Origin of the sequence: Nocardia sp. SYP-A9097 (assembly GCF_009649815.1) — a bacterium.
Taxonomy (GTDB): domain Bacteria; phylum Actinomycetota; class Actinomycetes; order Mycobacteriales; family Mycobacteriaceae; genus Nocardia.
On the sequence record NZ_WJIC01000016.1, the window covers coordinates 23,867 to 36,068 of the forward strand.

General features: G+C 67.5%; 12 protein-coding genes and 1 pseudogene. 7 read left to right on the top strand and 6 right to left on the bottom strand.

The genetic code is table 11. The annotated features are described in order from the left end of the window. The first annotated feature begins 117 nt into the window (after nt 1–117). From GFY24_RS27230 to GFY24_RS42300, 5 genes and pseudogenes are all read left to right on the top strand, one after another. Nucleotides 118–1,494, top strand: coding sequence for a phosphomannomutase/phosphoglucomutase (locus GFY24_RS27230; RefSeq protein WP_153807961.1), 1,377 nt, complete (start codon nt 118–120; stop codon nt 1,492–1,494). Between the two features lie 73 nt (nt 1,495–1,567). Further along, nucleotides 1,568–2,752 carry a tobH protein gene (locus tag GFY24_RS27235; RefSeq protein ID WP_153807962.1) on the top strand — a complete coding sequence of 395 codons (1,185 nt, stop codon included), beginning with the start codon at nt 1,568–1,570 and terminating at the stop codon, nt 2,750–2,752. Next, a complete protein-coding gene (manA, locus tag GFY24_RS27240) occupies nt 2,752–3,987 on the top strand; it encodes a mannose-6-phosphate isomerase, class I (protein WP_309231396.1) in 1,236 nt (411 codons plus the stop codon). Before GFY24_RS27235 ends, manA begins: the two co-directional genes overlap by 1 nt. A gap of 161 nt (nt 3,988–4,148) precedes the next feature. Further along, nucleotides 4,149–5,075 carry a cation diffusion facilitator family transporter gene (locus GFY24_RS27245; protein ID WP_153807963.1) on the top strand — a complete coding sequence of 309 codons (927 nt, stop codon included), beginning with the start codon at nt 4,149–4,151 and terminating at the stop codon, nt 5,073–5,075. A gap of 186 nt (nt 5,076–5,261) precedes the next feature. Next, nucleotides 5,262–5,411, top strand: a pseudogene (locus GFY24_RS42300) (cation transporter); the annotation flags it as partial. Between the two features lie 84 nt (nt 5,412–5,495). Here the strand turns inward: GFY24_RS42300 and GFY24_RS27255 are convergent. The 3 genes from GFY24_RS27255 to GFY24_RS27265 all read right to left on the bottom strand — a co-directional run bounded on the left by GFY24_RS27255 (nt 5,496) and on the right by GFY24_RS27265 (nt 8,168). Beyond that, nucleotides 5,496–5,897 (bottom strand): DUF3052 domain-containing protein, encoded by a 402-nt coding sequence (locus GFY24_RS27255; RefSeq protein WP_153807964.1) that lies wholly within the window; start codon nt 5,895–5,897, stop codon nt 5,496–5,498. 92 nt (nt 5,898–5,989) lie between these two features. Then, nucleotides 5,990–7,471 (bottom strand): NAD(P)/FAD-dependent oxidoreductase, encoded by a 1,482-nt coding sequence (locus GFY24_RS27260; protein WP_153807965.1) that lies wholly within the window; start codon nt 7,469–7,471, stop codon nt 5,990–5,992. Nucleotides 7,472–7,589: 118 nt separating this feature from the next. Then, nucleotides 7,590–8,168, bottom strand: coding sequence for a TetR/AcrR family transcriptional regulator (locus GFY24_RS27265; protein ID WP_153807966.1), 579 nt, complete (start codon nt 8,166–8,168; stop codon nt 7,590–7,592). Nucleotides 8,169–8,260: 92 nt separating this feature from the next. On the opposite strand from GFY24_RS27265, the gene GFY24_RS27270 reads away from it, so the two are divergent. Both GFY24_RS27270 and GFY24_RS27275 read left to right on the top strand, forming a co-directional pair. After that, a complete protein-coding gene (locus GFY24_RS27270) occupies nt 8,261–8,689 on the top strand; it encodes a DUF4267 domain-containing protein (RefSeq protein WP_153807967.1) in 429 nt (142 codons plus the stop codon). A gap of 55 nt (nt 8,690–8,744) precedes the next feature. Then, nucleotides 8,745–8,963 carry a DUF4287 domain-containing protein gene (locus GFY24_RS27275; RefSeq protein ID WP_153807968.1) on the top strand — a complete coding sequence of 73 codons (219 nt, stop codon included), beginning with the start codon at nt 8,745–8,747 and terminating at the stop codon, nt 8,961–8,963. A gap of 129 nt (nt 8,964–9,092) precedes the next feature. Here the strand turns inward: GFY24_RS27275 and GFY24_RS27280 are convergent, their stop codons facing one another. From GFY24_RS27280 to rfbD, 3 genes are read right to left on the bottom strand one after another with little or no spacing between them, the layout of a single operon-like run. Beyond that, nucleotides 9,093–10,184, bottom strand: coding sequence for a sugar phosphate nucleotidyltransferase (locus GFY24_RS27280; protein ID WP_375336112.1), 1,092 nt, complete (start codon nt 10,182–10,184; stop codon nt 9,093–9,095). Between the two features lie 40 nt (nt 10,185–10,224). Next, a complete protein-coding gene (locus GFY24_RS27285) occupies nt 10,225–11,124 on the bottom strand; it encodes a glycosyltransferase family 2 protein (RefSeq protein ID WP_309231397.1) in 900 nt (299 codons plus the stop codon). Nucleotides 11,125–11,135: 11 nt separating this feature from the next. Beyond that, entirely contained in the window at nt 11,136–12,164 is a 1,029-nt protein-coding gene (rfbD, locus tag GFY24_RS42305) for a dTDP-4-dehydrorhamnose reductase (RefSeq protein ID WP_375336113.1), read from the bottom strand. Between the last annotated feature and the right edge of the window lie 38 nt (nt 12,165–12,202).

Genomic DNA, 12,202 nt, shown 5'->3' on the forward strand with positions numbered 1-12,202 from the left:
ACTCGCCGGGTACGCCCAAAATCGGGTTGGCACTGAACCGCTGGTACGCGTGCACCACTGTCCACGGCTCCCAAGCCGGGCGCAAAAGGCTCGGGGAGGCGGGATAGTGTGGGTGCCATGACAGAGCCCCGCTCCGCCGAGTCCGTGCATGCCGTCATCAAGGCGTATGACGTCCGCGGAGTTGTTGGTGAACAGATCGATGCGGCGTTCGTCCGGGATGTGGGCGGATCATTCGCACGACTCATGCGGAGTGAAGGCGCGAAGCGCGTGGTCATCGGCCACGATATGCGCGACTCCTCCCCCGAACTCTCCGCCGCCTTCGCGGACGGTGTGCAGGCGCAGGGTCTCGATGTGGTGCATATCGGACTGGCCTCCACCGATGAGCTGTACTTCGCCTCCGGTCATCTGGAGTGCCCGGGCGCGATGTTCACCGCCTCGCACAATCCGGCGAAGTACAACGGCATCAAGCTGTGCCGGGCCAAGGCGCTGCCGGTCGGTCAGGACACCGGGCTGGCCACCATCTCCGATGAGGTCATCTCGGGCGTGCCCGAATTCGATGGCCCGCGCGGCACCGCCACCGAACAGGATCTGCTCTCGGCGTACGCCGAATTCCTGCACAAGCTGGTCGATCTGAGCTCCGCGCGGCCGCTGCGTATTGCGGTGGATGCCGGTAATGGCATGGGCGGCTTCACCGTTCCCGCCGTACTGGGCACGCTGGCGCAGTTCACCGTCGAGCCGCTGTTCTTCGAACTCGACGGCAATTTCCCGAATCATGAAGCCAATCCACTGGATCCGAAGAATCTGGTGGATCTGCAGGATTACGTCCGCAAGACCGGCTCCGATATCGGCCTGGCCTTCGACGGCGATGCGGACCGCTGTTTCGTGGTGGACGAGAAGGGCGATCCGGTCTCGCCGTCCGCGATCACCGGTCTGGTGGCCGAGCGCGAGCTGGCCAAGGAGCCGGGCGCGACCATCATCCACAATCTGATCACCTCGCAGTCGGTGCCGGAGCTGGTGACCGAACTCGGCGGCTCCCCGGTGCGCACCCGGGTCGGGCATTCGTTCATCAAGCAGCAGATGGCCTCGACCGGCGCGATCTTCGGTGGCGAGCACTCCGCGCACTACTACTTCCGCGATTTCTGGGGCGCCGACTCCGGCATGCTGGCGGCACTGCACGTGCTGGCCGTGCTGGGTGCGAAGGATCGGCCGATGTCCGAACTCGCGTGCGCGTACGCGACCTACGCGGCCTCCGGAGAGATCAATTCGACCGTGGCCGATGCGAAGGAGCGGACCGTGGCGGTGCTCGAGGCCTTCGGCAAACGGGCCAAGTCGGTGGATCGAATGGACGGTGTCACCGTGCAACTCGCCGACCGCGCCTGGTTCAACTTGCGCGCGTCGAATACCGAACCGCTGCTGCGACTCAACGTCGAAGCCCGATCGCAGGACGAAGTAGACCAACTCGTCACCGAGATCCTGAGCATCGTCCGCGCCTGACTGGAATAGTGGAATCACAGAGCTTGGATTCACCAGCGTCTGGTGACCCGATGAGGGGAGGTGGCAACGCCCGATGATCGCTGGGACACCTGTACTCGATCTCGATGACGTCGCCTCGCTGGAGGCAGCGGACGCCGGGGGGACATTGCGCTCTGCCGCATCCGGCGGCGCACTCGTTCGCGCGACCGCCGCGGCACTCGCCGAGGATGCGCTCACCCGGCTGCGGGAGCTACGCCCACGCAGTCTCGTACTGGTCTCCGGTAGTGGGCGGGCCGCGCGCGCCGCCGGTCTGCTGGTGGCCGCGCTGGGCGATCGCACCAGCATGCCGCTGGTATCGGCCACCTCGATTCCACCGTGGGTCGGACCACTGGATGTGGTGCTGGTCGCCGGTGATGACGCGGGCGATCCACGCCTGGCCGAGGCCGTCGATTTCGCGGTGCGCCGCGGGGCGGAGGTGGTGGTCGCCGCTCCCGATGAGGGACCGCTACGCGCCGCCGCCGCCGGCAGAGCCACCATGCTGCCGCCGCGCGTGCGGGTGCTCGACCACAATCGGCTACTGCGCTATCTGGCGGTCGGGATGGCGGTGCTGGCCGCGGTCGACCCGAATCGCACCGGACCCATGCTGCCCGAATTGAACTCGCTCGCCGATCTGCTCGATGCCGAGGCGCTGCGCGACGGACCGCAGCACGAGGCGTTCCACAATCCGGCCAAGACCCTGGCGACCCGTATGCAGCAGCGCAAGCGCATGGTGCTCGCGGGTGACTCGCCCGCCGCCGCCATTCTCGCCACGCACGGCGCGGAGGTACTACTGGCCGCGGCCGGGCAGATCACCACCGCCGTCACGCTCGCGGAAGCCGTTGCGGCGCACGGCAGTCTGCTGCAGGCCGCAGGTGTGGCCGCGCCGGGCTTCGATCCGCTCTTCCACGATGAGGAGCTCGACGGTCCGGCTCCGGTGGAGCAGGTGCGGCTCTTCGTCTTCAGCTCCGATACCGATCAATCGGCGGCACGGCGGCGGCTCGCGGTCTTCGGCTCCGATGCCGGACTGGTCGATGCCGAGCTGGTGAATCTGGACGCGGAGACCGGTGCGGCGGAATCCGAGCTCGCGCTGGCTCCCGGACAGCCGGCGCCCGGTGCGCGCGGTGAACTGGAACAGCTTGCGGTACTTGCGCTTCGGCTGGAGATGGCGGCCGCTTATCTACGACTACTCGGTGCCCGCCCAGCCTCGACTCCGAGTAGCTACGACGGGGGACACTACTAGTGCACGAACTCGTTGGTGCGCTGCGTTCCTACGCATGGGGTTCGCGCACCGCGCTCGCTCAGTTGTGCGGGCGACCGGTTCCATCCGCGCATCCGGAAGCCGAACTCTGGTTCGGAGCGCATCCCGCCGATCCCGCACAGGTGCGGATCAACGGGCACAGCCAATCGCTACTCGAGGTCGTCAATACCGACCCGCAGCGTGAACTCGGCGCTGTCGCAGGCGAATTCGGCGGGCGCCTGCCGTTCCTGCTGAAGGTCCTCGCCGCCGAGGAGCCGCTGTCGCTACAGGCGCATCCGAGCCTGGAACAGGCCCGGCACGGATTCCAGCGGGAGAACCACGCCGGAGTGCCGATCGACTCACCCATGCGTAATTACCGGGACGAGAACCACAAGCCCGAGCTCGTGGTGGCGCTGCACCGGTTCGAGGCATTGGCCGGATTCCGCGAGCCGGTGAAAACGGTGCGGCTGCTGCGCGCGCTCGACGTGCCCGAACTCGGGTCGTTCGCGGAGCTGCTTGCCGCGCAACCGGATTCGGCCGGACTGCGCACCCTGTTCACCACCTGGATCGCCCTGCCACAGGCCAGCCTGAGCAGACTGCTGCCCAAGGTGCTGGACGGCTGCGTCCACTATCTCTCCGAACGGGATGCCGGAACCGGCGGTGCGCGAAGGGAATTCACCGCCGAGGTGCGCACCATCCTGGAGCTCGCCGAGGCGTACCCGGGCGATGCGGGCACCCTCGCGGCGCTACTGCTCAACCGCGTCACCCTGGAACCAGGTGAAGCGCTCTTCCTCGCGGCCGGAAACCTGCACGCGTACCTGCGCGGAGTCGGCGTGGAGATCATGGCCAACTCCGACAATGTGCTGCGCGGCGGACTGACTCCGAAGCACGTGGATGTCCCCGAACTGCTGCGCGTGCTGGACTTCGAACCCCTGGACCTGCCCATTATCGAGCCGGAAATCCTGGGCGAGGGCGTCTTCCAGTACCACACCCCCGCCCCCGAATTCGCGCTCAGCCGTTACGAACTCGCGGCCGGCGCCGAGCCCGTGAATATCCCGCACACCGGTCCCGGCATCGCCCTGTGCACGCACGGCACCATCCGCTTCTTCCAAGGCACCGACCAACTCAGTGTCGAATGCGGTCACGCCGCCTGGATCTCCGCCGCCGACGGGCCGATCCGCGCCCAGGCCATAGATGGCCCAGCCCAACTCTTCTGCGCCACCGTCGACGAGGACTGAGCATCGCGCCGGCAGCGACGAAGGGGAACGCGCCGAGATGACGGAGGGGCCTTGCGATCTCAGTGCGGCCTAGGCTGCATGGCGGGCAGGGTGTCTCGGTAGGCTGTCCCCTTCAAGCAGGGTTTGCGACAAAACGGACAGGGTTCGGGAAGGACTGCACATTGTCTGCGGGTGGCGGTAAGAAGGCGATCCTGGCGGCGCTCAGCGCCAATGCCGGAATCGCGGTGGCGAAGTTCATCGGCGCGGCGATCACCGGATCGGCGTCGATGCTGGCCGAGGCCGTGCACTCGGTGGCCGACACCTCCAATCAGGGGCTACTGCTGCTGGGGCAGCGGCGCGCGGAACAGGATGCCGACGAGCTGCATCCGTTCGGGTACGGGCGCAATCGCTACTTCTACTCGTTCGTGGTCGCGCTGGTCATCTTCGCGCTCGGCTCGCTGTACGCGATCTACGAGGGCATCCACAAGATCCAGCATCCCGAGGAACTCTCCAGCCCGTTCGTGGCCATCGGCATTCTCGGCATCGCCATCGTGCTGGAGAGCTACAGCTTCATCACCGCCATGCGGGAATCCAAGCCGCTCAAGGGCGATGCCAGCTGGTGGCGGTTCATCCGCAACTCGCGTAACCCGGAACTCCCGGTGGTGCTGCTGGAGGATTCCGGCGCACTCATCGGCCTGGTCCTGGCATTCGCGGCCATCTCGCTCACCGTCATCACCGATGAACCGGTGTGGGATGGCATCGGCACCCTCTCCATCGGCATCCTGCTCGGCGTCATCGCGGTCATTCTGATCATAGAGATGCAGAGCCTGCTGATCGGCGAGGGCGCGACCCCCGACGAGGATCGCGCGATTCGCGAAAACCTGGTGGACGCCGACACCATCGACCGCGTCATCCACCTGCGCACCCAGTACCTGGGCCCCGAGGAGATGCTCGTCGCCGCGAAGGTCTCCATCGTCCCCGGCCTGCAGATCGCCGATATCGCCACCGCCATCGACGCCGCCGAGGCCCGCGTCCGCGTGGCCGTCCCCGCCGCCCGGGTGATCTACCTGGAGCCGGACCTCTACCGCACCCAGCCGATCGAGGGCTGAGCCCAGAACGAGATTCGAACCGGCCGGACCCGCAGCACAATTCGGGTCCGGCCGGAGCGCGTGTACGCCCAATAGGCACGGACGGGCGTCGGTAACGTGGGCCGCATGGCGTCCGGCAGCAGGCAAGCGGTTCTCGCGGCATTCGCGGCGGATGCGGGGATCACGCTTGCCAAATTCGCCGGCGCACCCCTCGAGGGCCGCAACAGCTGGTGGCGATTCATTCGCACCACGCGCAATCCGGAGCTTCCCGTTGTGCTGCTGGAGGATTCGGGCGCACTCATCGGCCTGGTGCTGGCTCTGCTCGGCGTCGGCCTGACCGCCCTCACCGGCGACGCGGAAACCCGTGTGCGCCAGGATATTCCAGCCGCAGGCAACGTCTACATCGAACCCGATCTCTACCGCACTTCGACGGAGTGAGGGTCAGCGGTCGGCCACCCGCACCACGAACCGCAACCCCGACCAGGTGGCATCGACCGCGGCCACCTTGTTGTCGACCAGCCCCTGCGCGAGACCGTATTCGCGGACCATGGTCTCGGTGAGATCGGTGACCATCCCGCCGGACTTCTTCGGCCAGGCGATCCACAGGCCACCATTGGTGACGAGACGCGTTCGCCACGAACCGAATTGCCGCACCAGCGTGGCATTGTCCGGGCAGAACCCCAGAATCACGTCATAGCCTCCGCGGCCCGCACGGCTGTGCACCTCGGCGCCCGGAGGCAACTCCCCCAGTTCGAATCTCGCCGGCGCTCCCGAAACCAGCACGCGGGACTCCTGTTTGATCCCGAGCTTGCGGGGCAGCGGCGTACCCGAGTAACCGGCCATTCCGCGAGCGTAAACCTTGCCGAGTGTGCACTCATGGCGGCGACACGCCATGGCGCACCGCCATGAGTGCACGCTCGCGGAGGAGTGCGGGGTCAGGGGCGGGCGGACAGGAGGTCGAGGGGGTCGGTGCTTATGCCGAATTCTCGGTGGAGGGCGTGGTGGGCGGCGTGCAGGCCGTTCATGCCGTGGACGCCGGGGCCGGGTGGGGTGGCGGAGGAGCAGAAGTAGACGCCGGGTAGCGGTGTGCGGTAGGGATTCCAGCGGGGGACGGGGCGGAAGATGCTCTGGCGCAGGGTCATTGCGCCCGCGGAGATGTCGCCGCCGATGTAGTTGGCGTTGTGGGCGGGCATGGTGGCGGCGGTGCGGACGTTCGTGGCGAGGATGAGGTCGCGGAAGCCGGGGGCGAAGCGTTCGACCTGGGCGGTGACGGCCTCGGTCATATCGCGGGTGGAGCCGTTGGGGACGTGGGCGTAGGTGTAGAAGGTGTGCTGTCCGGCGGGGGCGCGGGTGTCGTCGACCACGCCGGGCTGGATGGCCAGTACGAAGGGGTTGTCGGCGTGATCGCCTGCGGCAACGGCCTTTTCGGCGGCAACGGCCTCGGCGCGGCTGCCGATCAGGTGCAGGGTGCCAGCGCGTTCGCAGCCGCGAGCCTGCCAGGGGACAGGGCCGGAGAGGGCGAAGTCGACCTTGCAGGCCGCGCCGCCGTATTGAAACCTGCTGAGCGCCTTGGCATATCGGCTCGGTAGCCGATTCGCGGCGATGCGCTGGAGTTCGGCGGGCGCCAGATCCAGCAGAACCGTTCGGACGGAATCGAATTCGTCGATGGAGTCCACGCGATGCCCGGTGATTATGCGACCGCCGTGGCGGCGCAGATCGTCCGCCATGGCATCGACAATGGCCTGACTGCCGCCGCGCGGGACCGGCCAGCCGCGGGCGTGCGCCAGGGTGCCGAGCAGCAGGCTGACGCCGGCGCCCGGAATGCTGCGGGGCGGCCGAATCGCGTGTGCGGCAACACCCGTCAGCAGTGCGGGGGCGATGTCCTCGCGAAAACGCAAGTCCCACAGCGGTGTCGACTGCTCCACCATGCGGCGCGCGACCCGTAATTCGATGCCCGGATCCAGCCGGAGCATGGCGGTCGGATCCAGTGGTGGATGCCGCATATCCGACATGATCAGCGCGACCAGGTCTTCCCATTTGCGCAGCAGCGGATCGAACAGTCGCCGCCAGGCCCCGCCGTCCCGGCCCAGCCCGTCGGCGGCCTGCTCCAGATCCCGCCAGGCCAGCCCGGCCCGCCCACCGTCGAGCGGATGGGCGTACGACACCTGCGGGGTAAGCATTTCCACCCCGTGCGCCTTCAGATCGAAGGCCTGGAAGAACGGCGAGGCCACCGCCATCGGATGCGCCCCCGCGCACAGATCATGCCGGAACCCCGGCAGCGTCACCTCCGCGGTCCGGCACCCACCCCCGATCGAATCGGCCGCCTCGTAAACCTCGACCCCGAGCCCCGCCCGAGCCAGGATCACCGCCGCCGCAAGCCCATTGGGCCCCGACCCGACCACCACCGCGTCAGCCATGCTCACAGCCTATGCGCAACCCCACCCCCTCCTCCGAGACCGTGATCACCGCGACGGTGCTTCTCATCACCACAGAATCCCCTGTCATCCCGGGGCGACTCCATTCACGGCGTCCGGGTCAGTCGGCCCGAACCCATTGGGCGACAAGGATTTGCAGGCGTTCGGCACGAAAGTCGGGGCGCAGGCGGCCGCCTCGATCCAGGGTGGCGAGGCCGTGCAGGGCGGACCAGCCGACCTCGGTGAAGGTTTCGACATCGTGCGGCGGGGCGAAGGGGGCGAAGGTGTGGAGCAGTTCGACGAAGGCGTCTTTGAGGGCCTGTGGGGCTTCGGGGCCGAATTTCAGGTCGGTGCGGAGTAGGAACAGGGCGTCGTAGAGGGCGGCGCTGTCCCGGGCGAAGGCGAGGTAGGTCTCGGCTACGGCGGCCAGTGCGGCGGCCGGATCGGGGGCGGATTCGCGGGCCTCGCGGGTGGCGACGGCCAGTTCGGCGGCGGCCTGTTCGGCGACGGCGGCGACGATGGCATCCTTGCCCGCGAAGTGGCTGTAGAGCACGGGCTGGCTGTATTCGATGGCGTCGGCGAGGCGGCGGATGGTGACCGCGTCCCAGCCCTGTGTCTCGGCCAGTTCGCGGGCGGCGTCGATGATGCGCTGGTGTCGATCGGCGCGTTCGCGTTCCTTACGGGTTTGTATGGCGCTCATGCATTGAACTCTAGCATCGCTAGACAAACTACCCATGCATGATCTAGCGTGATCCACATCAGTTAGCAGCGCTAGATTTTGGAGCACCAGTCATGAAGACCTCCCGCATCGCCACCGCCCTGTCCCTCATCGGCGCGGCCTTCATCATCTACGTCGGCATCAACTTCCTGACGAACCCGGAAGCCGCCGCCGACGGCTTCGGCCTCCCCGCCTGGCCGCACGGCGACGAAGCGGACTTCTTGAACATCAAGGGCGTTCGCGACGTCAGCTCGGGCCTGATCATCCTGGCCCTGCTCGCCTTCCGCCAGCGCTTCGCCCTGGGCATCACCACTCTGGTCGTGGCCCTCACCCCCATCGGCGACATGCTGACCGTACTGACCCACAATGGCTCCGCCGCAGCCGCTTTCGGCATCCACGGCCTCACCGCCGCCCTGGTGATCCTCACCGGCGCCCTGCTCCTGCGCGAGCCCCGCACCGCCCCGATCACGACTTCGACTGTGACCCCCGCCACCGTCCGATGAATTCCGGCCACCCGAATAGTCTTCTCCTACAACCACACAGACAAGGAGCGACACCATGACCGCCACCAACCCGCACGGCCCGGCCTCGTACTTCCCCAAGATCGAAGCCACCTACGGCCGCACGGTGGACGAATGGTTCACTCTCCTCACCGAAACCGGCGTCACCTCGCACAAGGCCCTGGTGGACCTCCTCAAATCGGACCACGCCATGGGCCACGGCCACGCCACCGCCCTGGTCCAGTTCCACCTGAACCCCGGCAAGTGGGAGCGCTGACCCCGCGAGTGTGCAGCTATGGCGGGGATTCGGACAAAACTCCGCCGTAGCTGCACACTCGGCAATCCGACTCCCGCACATACGAAATCGGCCGCCCCACAATGGGGCGGCCGATTCGCGTTGTACTGCTCAGATGTCCGTGCTGAAGCGGATACCGCCGTCGGGGATATCGACCCCGGGCCACACCCGCGCACCGCGTAGTAGTTCACAGCGCGCGCCGATTACCGCGCCGTCGCCGATCACGCCGTCACGAACGAGGGCGCGGGGACCGATGCGGGCACCGAAGCCGACAATCGAACGCTCAACCGTCGCACCGGCTTCGACGCAGGCACCATCGAAAAGGATTGCGCCGTCGAGGCGTGCGCCCGCGCCCACCTCGGCACCACGGCCGACGACCGTGCCGCCGATGAGCAGTGCGCCGGGAGCCACACCCGCGCTGGGGTGCACCAGGGATTCACCGCGCTGCCCCGGCAGCGCCGGGGACGGAGCGATACCGCGCACGAGATCGGCCGAGCCACGGACGAAGTCCTCGGGTGTGCCCATATCGCGCCAGTACGAGGTATCCACATGACCCTGGATGTGCGCGCCCTCGGCGAGCAGCGACGGGAAGGTCTCACGCTCCACCGAGACCGGGCGACCCGAGGGAATCTTCTCGATGTACTCGCGCCGGAAGACGTAGCAGCCGGCATTGATCTGATCGGTCGGCGGATCCTGGGTCTTCTCCAGGAACGCTGTCACCCGGCCGGTCTCATCGGTGGGCACACAGCCGAAGGCGCGTGGGTCGCCGACCCGGACCAGGTGCAGCGTCACATCGGCATTGCTGGTGTGATGCGTCTCCAGCACGCCATTGAGGTCGGTGCCGCCCAGTACGTCACCGTTGAACACCATGACGGTGTCGGCCCGCAGCTTCGGCAGCACATTGCGGATGCCGCCGCCGGTGCCGAGCGCCTCCGACTCGAAGACGTACTCGAGTTCGAGGCCGAGTTCGGAGCCGTCGCCGAAGTGTTCTTCGAACACCTCCGCCTTGTAGGAGGTGCCGAGGACCACGTGCGTGATGCCCGCATCGGCGATGCGGGCCAGCAGATGCTGCAGGAATGGCAGTCCGGCCGTGGGCAGCATCGGTTTCGGGGCGGACAGGGTCAGCGGACGCAGGCGGGTGCCCTGGCCTCCGACCAGGATCACCGCATCCGTGGACCCGGCAGCATTGCCGCTGTTCGCCATCATCTCCCCTGTTGTCCGGTTATCAGTGAGTCGCGCCCGTTCACTCGGCTTGCGCAGCGTCGCGTTCGCGCAGTGCGGATCGAACCGCAAGCCGGCAGCGGATCGCAAGTCCAGCTTTCAGCGCGACCCGGAGCGGGGCCTGCCACCAGTGCGGATGCCGATCTGCCTGGAAACGGTAGGCGCTGGCGTGGTGCGCCGGGAGCATCGTCTCCGGATGGCGTCCGGCGGCATGTCCCTTGGCGTGCGTGACCTCCGCGGACGGCACGAACACATTGTGCCAGCCCGCCCTGCCCATGCGATCACCGAAGTCGACATCCTCCATGTACATGAAGTAGCGGGAGTCGAAGCCCTCGATGGAGTCGAAGGCGGCGCGGCGCACCAGCAGGCAGGAACCGGAGAGCCAGCCGACGGTGCGCTCGGAGATCTGTTCGTTCTCCTGGCGGTAGCGGCGGGTCCAGGGGTTGCCGGCCCAGATGGTACCGAGGATGGCGTGGCCGGCACCGTCGAGCAGGCCGGGGACCGAGCGCGCGGACGGGTAGAGGCTGCCGTCCGGTTCCAGCACCTTGGGGCCGAGGGCGCCGGCGCGCGGCCAGCGGCGGGCGGCGGCGAGCAGTTCGTCGATGGAGTCGGTGTGCCAGCGAATGTCCGGGTTCACGATGACGATGAACTCGATCTCCGGATCGATCTCGGCGACCGCGCGATTGATGGCGCCGCCGTATCCGATATTGCCGCCGGTGCGTAGCAGCCGCACATGCGCGTTGGCATCGGCGATCAGCTCCGGCACACCATCCGTGGAGCCGTTGTCGGCCAGAATGACCTGCGGCTTCTCGCCGGTGGCGGTGGCTAGCGTGCTGATGAAGTGTTGCAGGTGCTCACCGGGCGAGTAGGTCACCGTGACGACGGCCAGCGTCGGCCGTTCAGCAGAATCCGAGGGGCTCACGGACGCCCAGCCTAGTCGGAGATGGCGGACAGCGCGTCGTTCAGCGCCAGCTGCCATGCTCGGAGCGGAGTGAGCCCGGCGGCGGCCCACGTTTTGCCTGATAGGACCGAATATGCCGGGCGCGGAGCCGGTCTCGGGAAATCGGCGGTGCCACAGGGGAGTACACGGCCCGGATCGGCCCCGATACCCGCGAATACGGCCTGCGCGAGTTCGAACCAACTGGCCTGTCCGGCATTGGTGGCGTGCAGAATTCGCGGCAACTCGGGAAGCGAGACAGCACCGCTTCCCGTCATCCCGGCATGAGAGCTCCCCGTCATCCCGGCATGCTTTTGGCCGGGATCCACACCTACCGCACAGCAGCCCGCCGCGGTGGATCCCGGCCAAGGACGCGCCGGGGCGACGGGGGTTCCCGGGTCGCCCAGTCGCCCTGCCAATTCCAGCAGGCCGGCGGCCAAATCCACTGCGTACGTGGGTGATCCGAGCTGGTCGGCGACCACGTTCACGGTGTCGCGTTCGGCTTCGAGGCGGCGCATGGTGGCGACGAAGTCGGTGCCCTGGCCGGTGTAGACCCAGGCGGTTCGGACAACGCGCGCATTCGGGTCGAGCTCCAGAACCGCTTTCTCCCCTGCCAGTTTCGAGCGGCCGTAGACAGTGGACGGACCGGTCGGATCGGTCGGCTCATAGGGGTGAGAGGCAATGCCTGGGAAGACATAGTCGGTGGAAACCATCACCAGGTGTGCCCCCACTTCGGCGCACACCTTCGCCAGCACGGCCGGTCCGGTGGCATTGACCGCGAACGCCGCGTCCACATCCGATTCTGCTTGATCCACGGCGGTATACGCCGCGCAGTTGAGCACCACATCACCCGGATTCACCACGGCGCGAACGGCATCGGCGGCGGTGATATCGAGTTCGGCGCGCCCGTAGCCACGTGCGCCCGGCGCGAGCGCGAGCAGTGCGCGCCCGAGTTGCCCGCGCGCACCGGTCACCACGAGCCGCTCGGTGATCGGTGTCACGGCGGGAAAAGTCACGGCGGTCAGTCTGGCATGACCGGCATGTGCCGGGTACACCCGACTCC

What these genes read in the sequence shown, in the direction of transcription:
- GFY24_RS27255 (WP_153807964.1), bottom strand. Translation starts at nt 5,897, where the DNA reads ATGGCCGGTTACTCGGGTACGCCGCTGCCCCGCAAGCTCGGGATCAAA.
- GFY24_RS27265 (WP_153807966.1), bottom strand. Translation starts at nt 8,168, where the DNA reads ATGAGCGCCATACAAACCCGTAAGGAACGCGAACGCGCCGATCGACAC.
- GFY24_RS27235 (WP_153807962.1), top strand. Translation starts at nt 1,568, where the DNA reads ATGATCGCTGGGACACCTGTACTCGATCTCGATGACGTCGCCTCGCTG.
- GFY24_RS27230 (WP_153807961.1), top strand. Translation starts at nt 118, where the DNA reads ATGACAGAGCCCCGCTCCGCCGAGTCCGTGCATGCCGTCATCAAGGCG.
- GFY24_RS27260 (WP_153807965.1), bottom strand. Translation starts at nt 7,471, where the DNA reads ATGGCTGACGCGGTGGTGGTCGGGTCGGGGCCCAATGGGCTTGCGGCG.
- GFY24_RS27280 (WP_375336112.1), bottom strand. Translation starts at nt 10,184, where the DNA reads ATGGCGAACAGCGGCAATGCTGCCGGGTCCACGGATGCGGTGATCCTG.
- GFY24_RS27275 (WP_153807968.1), top strand. Translation starts at nt 8,745, where the DNA reads ATGACCGCCACCAACCCGCACGGCCCGGCCTCGTACTTCCCCAAGATC.
- GFY24_RS27270 (WP_153807967.1), top strand. Translation starts at nt 8,261, where the DNA reads ATGAAGACCTCCCGCATCGCCACCGCCCTGTCCCTCATCGGCGCGGCC.